Raw genomic sequence first — 15365 nt, forward strand, 5'->3', positions numbered from 1 at the left:
GGCTTAGAAGGTCTCCCAGTCGTCGTCGGACGCACCGGCCGCGGCCAGCGCCGGCTTCTCGCCGTTCAGCGCCGGACGCACCAGTGTGGGCTTGTCGGCCGGCTTGGGCGATGCTGCGGCACCTTTCGCGAGGCGCGGGCCGTAGCCGCCGGCGGCAGGCGCGTCCTTCGATGCGCGTGCGGCGGAATCCGTCGCGGGCTTCGCTGCATTGCGCGTCGCCGGTGCCGCGGCATGCGGCGCGGGCGCCGCGCGGCGGGCCGGCTGGGCAGCGGGTTGCGGTGCGTGCGGTGCGTGCGCCGCCGGCGCGGCCTCGTGACGGCTCTCCGACGGCGACGCCGGGGCCTGGGCTTGTGCGGCCGGGCGCGCCGCGCTGCGCACCGGCGCCATCGCGATGCCGCCCGTGACGCGCCAGCCCGACACGATCGCCTTCATCTGGCGCGTCTGCTCCTCGAGCGACGCGGCCGCCGCCGCGGCCTCTTCGACGAGCGCCGCGTTCTGCTGCGTGACCGAGTCCATCTGGCCGACCGCGCGATTGACCTGCTCGATGCCGGTCGACTGCTCGTCCGACGCGGCGCTGATCTCGCCCATGATGTCGGTCACGCGGCGCACGGCCTGCACGATCTCGTCCATCGTCGAACCGGCCCGCGCGACGAGCGCCGACCCGCTTTCGACCTTCTCGGCCGAATCGCCGATCAGCTGCTTGATTTCCTTCGCGGCGCTCGCGCTGCGCTGCGCCAGCGAGCGCACTTCGCCCGCGACCACCGCGAAGCCGCGGCCCTGCTCGCCCGCGCGCGCGGCTTCGACCGCCGCGTTCAGCGCGAGGATGTTGGTCTGGAACGCGATGCCTTCGATCGTGCCGATGATGTCGACGACCTTGCCCGAGCTTGCCGCGATGTCCTGCATCGTCGACACGACCTGGCCGACGACTTCGCCTCCGTGCGTCGCGATGTCGGACGCGTTCACCGCGAGCTGGCTCGCCTGCCGCGCGTTCTCCGCGTTCTGGCGCACGGTGCCCGTCAGCTGCTCCATGCTCGAGGCGGTTTCCTGCAGCGACGCGGCCTGCTCCTCGGTGCGCTGCGACAGGTCGGTGTTGCCGGTCGAGATCTCGCGCGCGCCGACGTCGATCGACTCGGTGCCGCGATGCACGGCCTGCACCATCGTCGTCACCGCGTCCTGCATCCGCTTGATGCCGCCGAACAGCCGGCCGATCTCGTTGGTGCTGGACACGTTCACCGGCTGCGTGAGGTCGCCGCCGGCGATGCGCTCGAAGTGCGCGATCGCGTCTTCGAGCGGATTGATGATCAGCCCGCGCAGCGCGAAGCGGATCGCGATCACGACGACAAACGCGATCGCGACGCCGGCCGCGATCAGGCCGATCATCATCGAGATCTGCGACTGCGTCGCGGTCTGGCGTTCTTCCGCGCGCTTCTGCAGCGACGCGACCACGGCCGCCGCCGCCTGGTCGTACGCGACGAACATCGGGCTGATCTTGGTGTCGGCGACCGCATGATAGGCGGCCATGTCGCCCGCGCGCGCGGCCGCGAATTCCGGCTCGACGCCTTCCTTCATGATCGTCGCGTAGCGCGCGGCGAGGTCGTCGACGAGCGCCTGCTCGATGCCGAGCTTCGGCGTCGCCTGGAACGCCTGCCAGTTCTGGTTCGACTTCGTGTACAGCTCCTGCGCGCGCTCGAGCACCTTGCTCGCGTCGGCCGTGTTACCGGCCTCGGTCAGCGAGCGGAAGCGGTCGAGCGACACGCGTGCGCGCAGCAGGTACGACGACGTGTCGTCGAGCGTATGGATCGCCGGCAGATCGACGTGCGCGATCTCGTCGAGCGAGCGGCTCGCGTGATCGAGCGCGTAAAGGCCGAGGCCGCCGACCGCGGCGGCCAGGCCCACGAGGATGAGTCCGACCGCCGTGAGCGTCGTGCGGATCGACCAGTTATGCAACATTGCAGATTCTCCCGAAATTCCTGCGTGCGCGGCGCACTTATCCGCCGAGCGTCTCGATCAGCGCCATTTCCCGGCTCGACATCAGCTTCTCGATGTCCATCAGGATCAGCATGCGGCCGTCGACGGTGCCGAGGCCCGTCAGGTACTCGGTCGTCAGCGTCGCGCCGAACTCCGGCGCCGGCATGATCTGGTCCGTCTGCAGCGTCAGCACGTCCGACACGCCGTCGACCACCATCCCGACCACGCGGTTCGACACGTTCAGGATGATCACGACGGTCTGGTGGTCGTACTCGACGCGGCCGAGATGGAACTTGATCCGCATGTCGACGATCGGCACGATGATGCCGCGCAGGTTGATCACGCCCTTGATGAAGTCCGGGGCGTTCGCGATGCGCGTGACGCTGTCGTAGCCGCGGATTTCCTGCACCTTCAGGATGTCGATCCCGTATTCCTCGTCGCCGAGCGTGAAGACGAGGAACTCCTGCCCCGTCGCATCGCCATGCGCGGCGTCGCGGCCTCTGGTAGCCGCGTTCGCCGCGGCCGGATTGATCATTTGGACTTCAGCAGACACGTGTGCCCCCAATCGGTTGAATGGCGAGAGTCAGAAGATCGCGAGCTCGGCGCCGACTCGGGCGCCGTGCATCGCACGGGTTTCGCGGTTCAGCGCCGCGACGTCGACGATCAGCGCGACACTGCCGTCGCCGAGGATGGTCGCCGCCGAGATGCCGTGCACCTTGCGGTAGTTGGTTTCGAGGTTCTTCACGACCACCTGCTGCTGGCCGACCAGCTCGTCGATCAGCATCGCGAAGCGGCGCCCCTCGGTTTCCATGATCGTGACGATCCCCTGGGTCGGATCGGTGCGCGCGTCCTCGACCGAGAACACCTCGTGCAGCGCGACGAGCGGCAGGTATTCGCCGCGCACGCGCACCACGCGCTCGCCGTTGCCGACCGTGTAGATGTCGTCGTTCGACGGCTGCAGCGACTCCATCACGAAGTTCAGCGGCAGGATGAAGATCTCGCTGCCGACCTTCACCGACATCCCGTCGAGGATCGCGAGCGTGAGCGGCAGCACGATCCGCGTGGTCGTGCCGCGGCCGGCCTGCGACGAGATCTCGACGTGGCCGCCCATCGACTGGATGTTGCGCTTCACGACGTCCATCCCGACGCCGCGGCCCGACACGTCGGTCACGGTCTCGGCGGTCGAGAAGCCCGGCGCGAAGATCAGTTGCCACACTTCGTCGTCGCTGATGTTGTCGGACACCTGCATGCCCTGCTTCGCGGCCTTCGCGAGGATCCGCTCGCGGTTCAGGCCGCCGCCGTCGTCGCTGACCTCGATCACGATGTTGCCGCCGTGATGCGCGGCCGACAGCACGAGCTGGCCGACTGCGTCCTTGCCGGCGGCGACGCGCTTGTCGACGGTTTCGATCCCGTGATCGAGGCTGTTGCGCACGAGGTGCGTGAGCGGGTCGATGATCCGCTCGATCAGGCTCTTGTCGAGCTCGGTCGCCTGGCCGAACGTGACGAGCTCGACCTGCTTGCCGAGCTTGCCGGCCAGGTCGCGCACAAGCCGCGGGAAGCGGCTGAACACGTAGTCCATCGGCATCATGCGGATCGACATCACCGCTTCCTGCAGGTCGCGCGCGTTGCGCTCGAGCTGCGCCATTCCGTTGAACAGGCGGTCGTGCAGCGCCGGATCGAACGCGCTCGCGGTTTCCGCGAGCATTGCCTGCGTGATCACCAGTTCGCCGACCAGGTTGATCAGCTGGTCGACCTTCTCGACGCCGACGCGGATCGAGCTGCCTTCGGCGCCCGCTGCGGCGCCAGCCGGGCGCGGACGCTTGTCGTCGTGATGCGCGGCCGCCGGCGCCGCGGGTTCGGCGTGCGGTTGCGGCGCCGCTTGCGGTGCCGGTTGCGCGGCGGTGCCCGGCTGGGCCTGCGGTGCGGCGGCGGCCGGTGTGGCACCGGGGGCTTGCGCGAATACCTCGACCCGCGCGGCCGGCTCCGGCGCGGCTGCCGGCGTGGCTGACGATTCGGCGGCCGGCGTGGCGGCAGGCGCCGCCGGTGCGGCCGGCGCGGTGCCGCGCGCGATGCGGATCTGGCTGTCGTCGATCACGAAGCAGCACACGGCAGTGATGTCGTCGGACGACACGTCCGATTCGAGCCACAGCGTGAGGTCGGCGCCCGCTTCCTCGCGGCCGACGATCCGGCCGAGATTGCCGAGTTCCTCGGTGAGCAGCGCCTGGTCCTTCGGGTCGACGCCGACGAGCGTGATCTTCAGGTGCGGGCCGTCCGCGCCGACGTCGGCCGCCGGATGCGCGGCGGCGACCGCCTGTTCGACCACGTGATCGGGCGCGCCGTTGCTGCCGGCGGCCGGTGCCGGCGCCGGTGCAGCCGCCACGGCGGGCGCGGCCGGCGCAACGTCGACGGCCGCGGGCGCACCCGCGCCGCTCTCGGCCTTCAGGCGTTCGAGCTTCGCGCAGATCGTCGCGGCGGCGGCCGCATCCGGTTCGGCGCTCGCGCGATAGTCGACCAGCTGGTCGGACAGCACGTCCTTGGTCTCGAGGAACGCATCGACCATTTCCTTGGTCAGCGTCAGCTCATGGTTGCGTGCGCGGTCGAGCAGCGACTCCAGGATGTGGGTCGTCTCGGTCAGCGCGGAAAAGCCGAACGTCGCGGCGCCGCCCTTGATCGAGTGCGCGGCGCGGAAGATCGCGGCCAGGTCCTCGGGGTCGGGCGAGCCGACGTCGAGGTTCAGCAGCAGCTGCTCCATCTGCGCGAGCAGCTCGTCGGCTTCGTCGAAAAAGGTCTGGTAGAACTGCGTGATGTCGAGAGTCATGCCCGGTCACCGGTTGGATTCGTCGCGTTCATGTCAGGAGGCCGTCTGCTCGGACAGCGTCGCGACCAGGTCGACCAGCACGGCCGGGTCGATCGGCTTTTCGATCCAGCCGGTCGCGCCCGCTTCGCGCGCGGCGTCCTTGAATGCATCGCTGCCTTCGGTCGTCAGCACGAGGATCGGCGTGTCCGCGTACGCGCTCAGCTTGCGCAGCGCGGCGATCACCTCGAGCCCGCTCCTGCGCGGCATGTTCTGGTCGGTCAGCACCAGGTCGTACGGCACGGTGGCCGCCATGTCGAAGCCGGCTTCGCCGTCCGGCGCCACCGTCACGTCGTAGCCGGCCTGCGCGAGCGTCGCCTGCAGCAGCGCACGCATGGTCGCGGAGTCGTCGATCGCGAGAATGGTCCGGATCATGTCAGCCTCCGCGGGGCCGCCCCGACGGCGCAGCAGGCAATGCGCGGCGCATCGCTTCGCGCCTGTTCGTCCGGCCGGCTTTGCAGAGCCGGCCGTGGGCGGCCGAGCGCCCCCTCGGGGGGCAGCGAACAAAGTGAGCGTGTCGATCGTTTCATGCGTGTCTCGGAATCGGGGAAACGTCAGGGTTTCGGCGCCACGGCGACGGCGCTCGCGAGCTCCGGTCGCGCGGCCGGCGTCGGGCCGCCGAGCTGCTGGGCCAGCAGCTTCGAGCCCGCCGCGTCGGCCGACAGCGTCGTGGTCGTCGCGTCGTCGCGCATCAGCGCGTCTTCGGATTTGCGATTCAGCACGATCACGCTGATCCGGCGGTTTTCCGGATCGAGCGGATCGGCCTTGTTCAGGTTCTGCGTCGACGCGAGGCCGAGCACGCGCAGCACCTTCGACTCGTCCATGCCGCCCGTGATCAGCTCGCGGCGCGACGCGTTCGCGCGGTCGGCCGACAGCTCCCAGTTGCTGTAGCCGCCTTCGCCGCCCGCGTACGGCACCGCGTCGGTGTGGCCCTGGACGATGATCCGGTTCGGCACGTCGTTCAGCGTCTTGCCGATCTCGCGCAGGATGTCGCGCATGTACGGCTCGACGTGGTCGCTCGACATCGCGAACATCGGCCGCTTCTGCGAATCGACGATCTCGATGCGCAGCCCCATCAGCGTCGAATCGATGCGGATCTGCTGCTTGAACTGGCGCAGCGTCGGGTTCGCCTCGATCGCCGCCATCAGCTTGATCTGCAGGTCGTGCAGGCGCGTCTGCTCGAGCCGGTCCTGCGCGCCTTGCGCCTGCGCGCGCGAATTCTGGTCGCCCGCTTTCGCGACGCGGTCGGCCAGCGACGTCGTGCCGTCGGTGCGGCGCAGCGTGCCGGCGTCGGCGCTCGACAGGTCGCGGCCGCCGCCGTTGATGATGCTGGAGTCCTGCGAGCTGCGATCGCCGCTGCCGAACAGCGCGGCCTTCAACGGCGTGTTGAAGTACTCGGCGATCCCCTTCAGCTGCACCGGCGTGACCGAGCTCAGCAGCCACATCAGCAGGAAGAACGCCATCATCGCGGTCATGAAGTCCGCATACGCGAGTTTCCATGCGCCGCCGTGATGGCCCTTCTTCTGCGGGGCCACCCGTTTCACGACGATCGCGCGATCCTTGCCATTGCTCATCGAACGCTCCGCGTCACTTTGCCTTCACGCGGCGCACGTGCTCTTCGAGCTCCGTGAACGACGGACGCTCGGTCGAGAACAGCACCTTGCGGCCGAACTCCACCGCGATCGCCGGCGCATAGCCGTTCAGGCTCGCGAGGATCGTCACCTTGATGCACTGGAACATCTTGGTGGACTCGGCGACGCGCTGCTCCGCGAGGCTCGCGAGCGGCCCGATCAGCCCGTACGACAGCAGAATCCCGAGGAACGTACCGACCAGCGCCTGCGCGATCATCGCGCCGAGCACCGCGGGCGGCTTGTCGGCCGACGCCATCGTGTGCACGACGCCCATCACGGCCGCGACGATCCCGAATGCCGGCATCGCGTCGCCCACACGCATCAGCGCGTGCGCGGGGCCTTCGCCTTCCGTGTGGTGCGTCTCGATCTCCTCGTCCATCAGGCTCTCGATCTCGAACGCGTTCATGTTGCCGCCCACCATCAGGCGCAGGTAGTCGGTCAGGAATTCGACGATGTGGCGATCGGCGAGGATCTTCGGGTATTGCGTGAAGATCGGGCTCTTGTCCGGATCGTCGATGTCGGCTTCGAGCGTCAGCGTGCCTTCCTTGCGCGCCTTCGCGAGCAGCACGTACAGGAGCGCCATCAGCTCCATATAGACGTCCTTCGTGTACTTCGAGCCCTTGAAGAGCGTCGGCAGCACGCGCAGCGTCGCCTTGATGGTCTTCATGCCGTTGCCGAGGATGAACGCGCCGACGCCCGCGCCGGTGATCATCAGGATCTCGAGCGGCTGGACCAATGCGCCCAGATGCCCGCCTGCCAGCGCATAACCGCCGAAGACGGACAACAGCGTCACGAGTGTTCCCACGATAATCAGCACTGCCTGTCCCTCACGAAAGAACCGGCGGGGAGACCGCCGTTAATCAGGTTTACGGCAGTCGGCAGGAAAACTTTCGCGGCAGCGCCGCGGCGGCGCGGCGGTGTTTACCAGCAAGCCCCGGCCGGTTCGCGCGGCCCGCGGCAGCCCCTCGGTTGCCGCTCGGCCCCGTCCGGCGCCATTCAGGCTGCGGCGGCAGCCAGTTCGGCGCGCGCGGCGGCGGCCTTGCGGGTCTTGCCGGCGCGCGACGGCGGCTGGCAGAGACCGCACACGAAACCTTGATGTGGATCATGCGCATGGGCGACGAAGTGGCCGCCGCAGCGCGTGCACGGCGTCATCTGCAGCATCCCCGAGTCGAAGAAGCGCACGAGCGTCCATGCGCGCGTGAGACTGAGCGCGGCTTCGTCGCCGGACAGGTTCACGTGCTCCTGGTAGAGCCGGTACGCCTTCACGATCGACTGGATCGGATCGCAGCGGCCGTGGTCCTGCATGAACCGGTAGATGTTGTAGAACAGCGACGAGTGGATGTTCGGCTGCCACGTCATGAACCAGTCGGTCGAGAACGGCAGCATCCCCTTCGGCGGCGACACGCCCTTCAGCTCCTTGTACAGCTTGATCAGGCGATCGCGCGACAGGCTCGTCTCCGCCTCCAGCAGCTGCAGGCGGGCGCCCAGTTCGATCAGTTCGATGGCGAGGGTGATTTCCTTCACCTCGATCACGACGCTTTTGCTTGCCATGGTGAATAACTGTCCGCTTGACGTGGTTCGGATGAGTGGCCAATACGCCGCCCGCCGGCGCGGCGCGCCGGGACGAACGCAAGGCGAAAAAAGGATCAGCGGACGCTTTCGACCGGCTGGCCGGCCATCAGGATGGCCGAGTGCGCGTGCGTGACGACGTCGCTGCGACCCTTGTCGGCGAGCGACGACAGCAACGCGTGGTCGTCGAAGCGGAAACGGCACAGGATCTGGTTCGACGCGGCAAGCTTCACGGTCTGGGCGAGCGTGAGGTTCGCGAGCACGTCGGCCAGTTCCTGGGAAACGCCCATGCGGAACATCCCCATCGCTTTGTCTTCCCGCAGCAGTCGTTGCGCGAGGAGGAGGTACGACAGGTTGACCTCTTTGATCTCACTGAGCATTTCACTGGTGGCGCTCATGATTCCCCCGTTAAAGAGCTTTGCTGTTGGCCTTTCATGTTATGAAAACGTTTGCTCGGTCAGGCCCTATTGAGCTACGCCGGCACGTTTATCAGTCTTACAGGGCGAATTTTGGCCAAACCGCATTTATGTCGGTATCAGCGAAGTGGCGTATGCCGCGCAGGATTTGTCTGTAAACCGTGTAGGAATTTTTCCGACAAGGCGAATTGAAAGGGGACAAAAGGCGGGGCAAACAGGGGCGCGAATTCGTCGGAGATGCGGTTCCGCATGGGACGAATCCGGCTGGAGGCCGTCCGGCAAGGCTGCCGGCGGGTGAATCGGTAAAAATTATAGTGGTTTTTCACGATAGCGCAACAATAGTTGCGTCTGTCTCGCATGATGATTCCGGACCCTTTTTATCCGGGTTTTCTCGTATTTCACGGTGTAACAAGCCTTAAGTGTTTGAAAAAACACTCGAACCCTTCTAGGCGATATCGATAATGGACTCAAACGGGCGGCGGCGTGAGGCGCACCGCCCCGCCCCGCAGCTTGCCGCCCGGCTCCCGGCGCATCCTGCCCCGGACCCGGCCACGTACCGCAGAAGAGCGTGCGTCGGCGAGTTCCGCAACCTTGTATCGGACCGGCATGCGCATCGAGCGCCCACGCTGGTCGACACCGGAGAACGCCCATGCGTATTGCCCAGATCGCGCCGCTTTACGAAGCTGTCCCGCCGAAACTCTACGGCGGCACCGAGCGTGTCGTGTCCTACCTCACCGAGGCGCTCGTCGAGCTCGGCCACGATGTGACGCTGTTCGCCAGCGGCGACTCCGTCACGTCCGCCCGTCTCGAGGCGGCATGGCCACGCGCACTGCGGCTCGACCCGTCGATCCGCGATTCGATGGCGCCCCATATGCGCCTGATCGAGCAGGTCGCCCGTGTCGCGCACGAATTCGACGTGCTGCACTTCCACCTCGACTACCTGCCGTTCTCGCTGATGTCGCGCCTCGACACGCCGTACGTGACGACGCTGCACGGCCGCCTCGACCTGCCGGAACTGCAGCCGGTGTTCGACGCGTTCCCGAATTCGCCGGTCGTCTCGATCTCGAATTCGCAGCGCAAGCCGCTGCCGCAGGCCGCGTGGGCCGGCACCGTGTATCACGGGCTGCCCGACACGCTGCTCACGCCGCAGCCGCACGTGAAGCCTGAATACCTCGCATTCCTCGGCCGGATCTGTCCCGAAAAGCGGGTCGACACGGCGATCCGGATCGCCGCGAAAAGCGGGCTGCCGCTGAAGATCGCCGCGAAGGTGGACAAGGCCGACGCCGACTACTTCAAGGAAGTGATCGAGCCGCTGCTCGGCGAGGCGCATGTCGAATTCATCGGCGAGATCAACGAGGCGCAGAAGCCCGCGTTCCTGTCCGGCGCGAAGGCGCTGCTGTTCCCGATCGACTGGCCGGAGCCGTTCGGCCTGGTGATGATCGAGGCGATGGCCTGCGGCACGCCGGTCGTCGCGTTCAACCGCGGCTCGGTGCCGGAAGTGATCGAGGACGGCGTGACGGGCTTCATCGTCGAGGACGTGCAGGGCGCGGTCGGCGCGCTGCACCGGATCGACAGCCTGTCGCGCGACGCGATCCGCGCGCGCTTCGATACGCGTTTCAGCTCGAAAGCGATGGCGCGCCGTTACGTCGAAACCTACGAATCGCTTTGCACGGCGGCAAAACGGCCGACCTTGCGCCAGGTCGCGGGCGCCTGACGCCGCGAAATTCGTCAGGAAATATTCCGTAAAATTCGCGCCGAAATCGGCGCGGAAAAACCAAAGAGCCGCATCGTCGATGCGGCTCTTTCTTTTTGCGCGGTCATTCGATCAGGAAACGATCGCGGTTTTTCCCGACGATCCAATTCGGCGGCTTGCCGCGCCCGCTCCAGGTTGCACCCGACTTCGGATCGCGGTACTTCGGCGGCAGCGGCGCCTTTTTCGGCGGACGCCCGCGCCGCGCGCGCTCCACGAAGCCCAGATCCTGGGCCGTGAGCCCATATTCGGCAATCATTCGCTGAACTTCGGCGATCACCGTCGCCACTTCCTGACGGCGCACGTCGTCCGCCTGAGCCTGCAGATCGGCGATCTGCGCCTTGAGTTTCGCGTATTGAGACATTTTTCGACTCCCTTTTTCCATGATGCGGCTCCGGCGAGTCCGGCCGGAACACCAACACCCGTTACGTCGTCCGCACTGCCGCCCTGCTCTTCAAAATTAATGCTGCCATCTTTAACCGATTTGGCTATATGGAGAATGCGGACTTATTCTAATAAAGGCCATTCGCCAGCATTCAAATTTAACAATCGTTGACCCTCTTGAACCCGATTCATTTCCTATAATCCAGACCAATTCCGGGCGGCGGAATAAATCATCCGCCCGCCCGTTTGTCTTCAACCCACTTGAACGAGGTCCCTACATGAATCTTTCTCAGCGTCTGGCTGCAGAGGCATTCGGCACGTTCTGGCTGGTGCTCGGCGGGTGCGGAAGCGCCGTGCTGGCCGCCGCCTTTCCGGGCCTCGGCATCGGCTTTGCCGGCGTCGCGCTTGCCTTCGGCCTGACCGTGCTGACGATGGCATTCGCGATCGGCCATATTTCGGGTTGCCATTTGAATCCGGCTGTGAGTGTGGGCCTGACGGTCGCCGGCCGCTTCCCGGCGCGCGATCTCGCGCCGTACATCGTTGCGCAGGTGGTCGGCGCGACGCTCGGTGCGTTCGTGCTGTACCTGATCGCGACCGGCAAGCCGGGCTTCGACCTCGTCGGCGGCGGCTTTGCGACGAACGGCTACGGCGAGCGCTCGCCCGGCCACTACTCGCTCGGCGCGGCGTTCATCTGCGAAGTCGTGATGACGGGCTTCTTCTTGTTCGTGATTCTCGGCGCCACCGACAAGCGCGCGCCGGCCGGCTTCGCGCCGATCGCGATCGGCCTGTGCCTGACGTTGATTCACCTGATCTCGATCCCGGTCACCAACACGTCGGTGAACCCGGCCCGCTCGACCGGCCCCGCGCTGTTCGTGGGCGGCGAGGCGATCGGCCAGCTGTGGCTGTTCTGGATCGCGCCGATCATCGGTGCGGCCATCGCCGGGATCATCTATCCGCTGGTCGCGGGGCGTGACAACGCCGTCGACCTGCTGCCCGCATCCGCTCGCACAAGCGAATAAAACACTACGGGGTGACGCGAGCAGAACAGCGAGCCTCACGCTGGCGAACAACATCGAGGCAGGTAATTTGGACGGGCGCCGCTGGCGCCCGTTTTTCATTTGCGCTCAGGAAGCGGCGACGCCGTCGACGGTGTCCTCGAGCGAGAACAGCGTGCGCAGGTGGCGGGCGACGCCCGCGTCGAAGTTGTTGCCGATCCGCGGGATGTGCGGCAGCTGCGCGATCAGGTCGGGATTCGCGTTGTTCATCATGAACGCGTGACCGGCCGTTTCGAGCAGGTCGATGTCGTTCATGTTGTCGCCAAACGCGATGCAGTGGCCGGTATCGACGCCGAGCCGCGCGAGCACCGCGCGCAGCGCGCGGCCCTTCGACACGTTCGCGGTCATCACTTCGAGGCAGTCGGGCAGCGAGTACGTGACGTACAGCGCATCACCGAACTGCACGCGCATCTGCTCGGCGACCACCGCCAGATCCGCCGGCTCGCCGATGTACAGCACCTTCGCGATGTCCGCGCCGTCGTGCGCGGCCATGTCGATCACGTCGTACCGGAAACCCGAATCCTGGTGGAATTCGAGCAGGTGCGGCGCTTCGCGGTCGATCAGCCAGCCGCGGTCGGTGAACAGGTTGACGATCACGCGTCCGTGCGCGCCGGTCACGCCCGGCTGCACGAGGCCGCGGACGATCGCGGGGTCGATGTCCTGCGCATGAATCGCCGTGTCGTCCGGCGCATGCACGCGCGCACCGTTCGACGTGATCAGGTACGGCCGGATGCCCAGCACGTCGCGGATGCCGGCGACGTCCGCGTAGTGGCGGCCCGTCGCGATCACGAACTGCAGGCCGTCGCGGTCGAGCCGGCGGACGGTCTCGATCGTGTACGGATCGAGCTGGTGGTCGCTGTTCAGCAGGGTGCCGTCGAGATCAGTGGCGATGACTTTGTACATGGGAGCGGGGAAATGGCGCGCAGGATGCTGCGGAACCGCCATTTTAACGTCGGGCCCGGTGGGGCGTCGGGCGGTGGGGGACGGGGTCGGGTGGCGGGTTCAAGCCGTTCAGCCTTCGGCGCGTTGCCAGTTTGGGCTGGCCAGCTTGCTCGGCCTCTGCTCGGGCTGCGCAGTCCGCTCAGCTCGCCCACCAGCCGGTCAGCCCAGCCCACGCACCGCGCCCGGCCTCCTCAAACCACTCACTCCGCTTCAGCCGCCCGCAACGCCTGCAGCGCGAGCCGCAACGCGCCGTGCGCGGAATCGTCGAGCGGCGCGCGCAGCCGGCTCGCGTGACGTGCCGGCACGGCCGGTGCAAGCGCGTCTGCCAGCCCACCGCACAGCGCGACCGGTAGCGCCTGCTGCGGATCGAGCGCGTCGATCATCTTGCCGATCTCGTCGCCGGCCTGCGCGATCAGCGCGGCCGCATACGGATGGGTGCGGTGCGCGAGCACGATCGGGGCGAGGCGCGCATAGATCGTCTGGTTCGCCTCGCACGACCACTGGACGAGTGCGTCTCGATCGTGCGCGCCCGTCTCCGCGAGCAGCGCGCCGGCGAACGCGTCGCGCGGCGCACGGCCGTCGAGCGCCTGCTGGGCGTATGCCAGCGCGCGCAGCCCGAGCCACGCGCCGCTCGCTTCGTCGCCAGACGGAAAACCGAAGCCGCCCGCGATGCGGCAGTCGCCCGCCGCATCGAGCGCCGCCGCGATGCTGCCGGTGCCGAGTGCGACGATGAGCCCGGGCGCACCGCCATGCGCGCCGACGACGGTCGTGTAGGCGTCGCTCTCGATCTCCAGCGCGCCGAGCGGCGCCTGCGCGCGGAACGCGGCGAGCCACGCGGCATTGTTGACGCCCGCGAGCCCGCAGCCGAGCGCGCACTGCGCCCAGTCGAACGCGAGCCCGGCCCGCGTGAATGCGTCGGCACAGGCCGCGCCGATCGACGCCCACGCCCGCTCGATGCCGAGGCCGAGCCCCGACGGGCCGCCGCGCCCCTGCGCGAGTTCGCGCCCGTGCCGGTCGGCCAGCACCGCGCGGGTGCCGGTGCCGCCGCCGTCGATGCCGATCGCAAAAAGTAATGCCGTCATGCGTTGATCCTGCTGATTCGAACAGGCGCCAAGCTTAACCGGATCGGCGCCGCACGCCCATCTGCCGTTCGGCCAGCTATGCCGTGAATGGGCCTTCCGCTATGCTGGCACGATCGAATCGACACTGGAACGAGGCGGATGATGTCGCAGCGGTGCAACTGGGTAAAGACGGAAGCGGATGCTCACTATCACGATACCGAGTGGGGCGTGCCGTCACATGACGATCGCCACCTGTTCGAGATGCTGATTCTGGAAGGTGCGCAGGCGGGGCTCTCGTGGTCGACGATCCTGAACAAGCGCGCCGGCTATCGCGAGGCGTTCGCCGACTTCGATGTCGACGCCGTCGCGCGCTTCACGCCGAAGCACATCGAGAAGCTGCTCGAGAATCCCGGCATCGTGCGCAATCGCGCGAAGGTCCAGTCCGCGGTGACCAATGCACTGGCCGTGCAACGCATTCGCGACGAACACGGGTCGCTCGCGCACTTCCTGTGGTCGTTCGTCGATCACATGCCGGTGCAGAACGCATGGCAGTCGTATCGCGACGCGCCCGCGTCCACCGCCCAGTCCGACGCGCTCAGCAAGGCGCTGAAGGCGTACGGCTGCAAGTTCGTCGGCTCGACGATCTGCTATGCGCTGATGCAGGCAACCGGGATGGTCAACGACCACGAGGCCGGCTGCCCGTGTCACCCCAAATGCGCGGCGCTCGCCGGCAAGCAGCAGCCGGCACGGCGCCGCAAGGCAGGCTGACGGCGTCGGAGCCGCTGCGTGCGGCCGGCGGGGCCTCGCCAAACCGGGCTTCCTGGTCGTCAATGCTGGCGCGCGCTACCTGACGCGCATCCGCTGCCACGACATAACGCCGCGCGCATCGATCGACAACGTGCTGAACCGCCGCCGCCGGGAAAACCCCAGCCCCAGCCCCGAAGCCCATTTCCCCCCCCAAAAGCAAAACGGCGGAGCGGCTTCTTTCGAAGCACGCTCCGCCGTTTCGCGGCGAACCGACAGACGCTCTTAGTGGAGCTTCTTCGGCAGCATCTGGCTGCGCAGGCGCTTGTGCAGGCGCTTGACGGCTGCTGCCTTCTTGCGCTTGCGGACTGCGGTCGGCTTTTCGTAGGACTGGCGTTCGCGCAGTTCAGCGATCAGGCCATTTTTTTCGATAGCACGGCGAAAGCGGCGAATCGCCACTTCGAACGGCTCGTTTTCTTTCAGAAGAATCGTCGTCATGTCGTTCCTAAATTGCTTAAACGGTCAAAAACGTAGCGGCCAAGCGCCACGCACCGGCCATCCGGGCGTCCCCACAACAGGCGAAACGAGCGGAAATACGGCCTCGGAGGCCGGAAAAGAGAGGCGGAAAGCACCGCGGGTACGCTTCACAAGCCACGTGCAGCGCCGCGTTTGACTGCCAGCAAGAATGCCGAGACGGCACAGGCGTGACAGAAAATCTCAATTCAGCCCGCCATCATATCAGGAAATCACAGACAAAACCATCCTTTTCTCGATGCCGGTTCGCCGTCCAACGCGGCGCGGCCACACGAGCCGCCCGACGAGGCGCTCGCGCGGCCCGGCCGAAATCGCTGCCGGCCACGCCGGACGCGGACTTCGCGGCGATGCGACTCTTCGGTCCCGAATTTCCTCGAACATCTCTCTAAAGTTTTCGCCGGGTGCCGCCGTCAACCAGGAAAGGCGGGCAGCGCCACTCGCGATAAAGCGCAACGCC

The 15365-nt window shown here is 67.0% G+C and carries 15 protein-coding genes; 3 read left to right on the top strand and 12 right to left on the bottom strand.

Annotation, left to right across the window (positions count from 1 at the left end):
- Window positions 1-3: 3 nt before the first annotated feature.
- The 8 genes from ABIC50_RS31515 to flhD form a co-directional block, all read right to left on the bottom strand.
- Window positions 4-1950 (bottom strand): methyl-accepting chemotaxis protein, encoded by a 1947-nt coding sequence (locus tag ABIC50_RS31515; RefSeq protein ID WP_354168680.1) that lies wholly within the window; start codon window positions 1948-1950, stop codon window positions 4-6.
- Between the two features lie 37 nt (window positions 1951-1987).
- A complete protein-coding gene (cheW, locus tag ABIC50_RS31520; protein WP_105833970.1) occupies window positions 1988-2503 on the bottom strand; it encodes a chemotaxis protein CheW in 516 nt (171 codons plus the stop codon).
- Between the two features lie 48 nt (window positions 2504-2551).
- Entirely contained in the window at window positions 2552-4786 is a 2235-nt protein-coding gene (gene cheA / locus ABIC50_RS31525) for a chemotaxis protein CheA (RefSeq protein WP_354168681.1), read from the bottom strand.
- 33 nt (window positions 4787-4819) lie between these two features.
- Window positions 4820-5197, bottom strand: coding sequence for a response regulator (locus ABIC50_RS31530; RefSeq protein ID WP_006755772.1), 378 nt, complete (start codon window positions 5195-5197; stop codon window positions 4820-4822).
- Window positions 5198-5376: 179 nt separating this feature from the next.
- Complete coding sequence (gene motB, locus ABIC50_RS31535; RefSeq protein ID WP_175746828.1) at window positions 5377-6396, bottom strand: flagellar motor protein MotB; 1020 nt, start codon at window positions 6394-6396, stop codon at window positions 5377-5379.
- A gap of 13 nt (window positions 6397-6409) precedes the next feature.
- Window positions 6410-7270 (bottom strand): flagellar motor stator protein MotA, encoded by an 861-nt coding sequence (gene motA, locus ABIC50_RS31540; RefSeq protein WP_006755770.1) that lies wholly within the window; start codon window positions 7268-7270, stop codon window positions 6410-6412.
- A gap of 179 nt (window positions 7271-7449) precedes the next feature.
- The gene (gene flhC / locus ABIC50_RS31545; RefSeq protein WP_011655680.1) at window positions 7450-8004 is read right to left on the bottom strand and encodes a flagellar transcriptional regulator FlhC; all 555 of its coding nucleotides are present in this window, start codon (window positions 8002-8004) and stop codon (window positions 7450-7452) included.
- A gap of 95 nt (window positions 8005-8099) precedes the next feature.
- Complete coding sequence (flhD, locus tag ABIC50_RS31550) at window positions 8100-8420, bottom strand: flagellar transcriptional regulator FlhD (protein ID WP_006751074.1); 321 nt, start codon at window positions 8418-8420, stop codon at window positions 8100-8102.
- Window positions 8421-9087: 667 nt separating this feature from the next.
- Between flhD and ABIC50_RS31555 the strand changes: the two genes are divergently transcribed.
- Window positions 9088-10152, top strand: a complete 1065-nt coding sequence (locus tag ABIC50_RS31555) for a glycosyltransferase family 4 protein (RefSeq protein WP_006751073.1) — start codon at window positions 9088-9090, stop codon at window positions 10150-10152.
- A 103-nt stretch (window positions 10153-10255) separates the two neighbouring features.
- On the opposite strand, the gene ABIC50_RS31560 is transcribed toward ABIC50_RS31555, so the two are convergent.
- Window positions 10256-10552, bottom strand: a complete 297-nt coding sequence (locus ABIC50_RS31560) for an H-NS histone family protein (protein ID WP_006751072.1) — start codon at window positions 10550-10552, stop codon at window positions 10256-10258.
- Between the two features lie 298 nt (window positions 10553-10850).
- Between ABIC50_RS31560 and aqpZ the strand changes: the two genes are divergently transcribed.
- Entirely contained in the window at window positions 10851-11591 is a 741-nt protein-coding gene (aqpZ, locus tag ABIC50_RS31565; RefSeq protein ID WP_354168683.1) for an aquaporin Z, read from the top strand.
- A 105-nt stretch (window positions 11592-11696) separates the two neighbouring features.
- Here the strand turns inward: aqpZ and ABIC50_RS31570 are convergent, their stop codons facing one another.
- Both ABIC50_RS31570 and ABIC50_RS31575 read right to left on the bottom strand, forming a co-directional pair.
- Window positions 11697-12530, bottom strand: coding sequence for a Cof-type HAD-IIB family hydrolase (locus tag ABIC50_RS31570; RefSeq protein ID WP_012362821.1), 834 nt, complete (start codon window positions 12528-12530; stop codon window positions 11697-11699).
- Between the two features lie 239 nt (window positions 12531-12769).
- The gene (locus tag ABIC50_RS31575) at window positions 12770-13651 is read right to left on the bottom strand and encodes a glucosamine kinase nucleotide-binding domain-containing protein (RefSeq protein WP_354168685.1); all 882 of its coding nucleotides are present in this window, start codon (window positions 13649-13651) and stop codon (window positions 12770-12772) included.
- A gap of 141 nt (window positions 13652-13792) precedes the next feature.
- Here ABIC50_RS31575 and ABIC50_RS31580 point away from each other — a divergent pair, with 141 nt between their 5' ends.
- Complete coding sequence (locus ABIC50_RS31580) at window positions 13793-14398, top strand: DNA-3-methyladenine glycosylase I (protein ID WP_354168725.1); 606 nt, start codon at window positions 13793-13795, stop codon at window positions 14396-14398.
- 261 nt (window positions 14399-14659) lie between these two features.
- Here the strand turns inward: ABIC50_RS31580 and rpsU are convergent, their stop codons facing one another.
- Window positions 14660-14872 carry a 30S ribosomal protein S21 gene (gene rpsU / locus ABIC50_RS31585; protein ID WP_006401410.1) on the bottom strand — a complete coding sequence of 71 codons (213 nt, stop codon included), beginning with the start codon at window positions 14870-14872 and terminating at the stop codon, window positions 14660-14662.
- Window positions 14873-15365: the final 493 nt, after the last annotated feature.

Origin of the sequence: Burkholderia sp. 567, assembly GCF_040545115.1 — a bacterium.
Classification (GTDB): Bacteria; Pseudomonadota; Gammaproteobacteria; order Burkholderiales; family Burkholderiaceae; genus Burkholderia; species Burkholderia ambifaria.

Coding starts and splice junctions, on each gene's coding strand:
- ABIC50_RS31515 (WP_354168680.1), bottom strand. CDS start 1,950: ATGTTGCATAACTGGTCGATCCGCACGACGCTCACGGCGGTCGGACTC.
- cheW (WP_105833970.1), bottom strand. CDS start 2,503: ATGATCAATCCGGCCGCGGCGAACGCGGCTACCAGAGGCCGCGACGCC.
- cheA (WP_354168681.1), bottom strand. CDS start 4,786: ATGACTCTCGACATCACGCAGTTCTACCAGACCTTTTTCGACGAAGCC.
- ABIC50_RS31530 (WP_006755772.1), bottom strand. CDS start 5,197: ATGATCCGGACCATTCTCGCGATCGACGACTCCGCGACCATGCGTGCG.
- motB (WP_175746828.1), bottom strand. CDS start 6,396: ATGAGCAATGGCAAGGATCGCGCGATCGTCGTGAAACGGGTGGCCCCG.
- flhC (WP_011655680.1), bottom strand. CDS start 8,004: ATGGCAAGCAAAAGCGTCGTGATCGAGGTGAAGGAAATCACCCTCGCC.
- flhD (WP_006751074.1), bottom strand. CDS start 8,420: ATGAGCGCCACCAGTGAAATGCTCAGTGAGATCAAAGAGGTCAACCTG.
- ABIC50_RS31555 (WP_006751073.1), top strand. CDS start 9,088: ATGCGTATTGCCCAGATCGCGCCGCTTTACGAAGCTGTCCCGCCGAAA.
- ABIC50_RS31560 (WP_006751072.1), bottom strand. CDS start 10,552: ATGTCTCAATACGCGAAACTCAAGGCGCAGATCGCCGATCTGCAGGCT.
- aqpZ (WP_354168683.1), top strand. CDS start 10,851: ATGAATCTTTCTCAGCGTCTGGCTGCAGAGGCATTCGGCACGTTCTGG.
- ABIC50_RS31570 (WP_012362821.1), bottom strand. CDS start 12,530: ATGTACAAAGTCATCGCCACTGATCTCGACGGCACCCTGCTGAACAGC.
- ABIC50_RS31575 (WP_354168685.1), bottom strand. CDS start 13,651: ATGACGGCATTACTTTTTGCGATCGGCATCGACGGCGGCGGCACCGGC.
- ABIC50_RS31580 (WP_354168725.1), top strand. CDS start 13,793: ATGTCGCAGCGGTGCAACTGGGTAAAGACGGAAGCGGATGCTCACTAT.
- rpsU (WP_006401410.1), bottom strand. CDS start 14,872: ATGACGACGATTCTTCTGAAAGAAAACGAGCCGTTCGAAGTGGCGATT.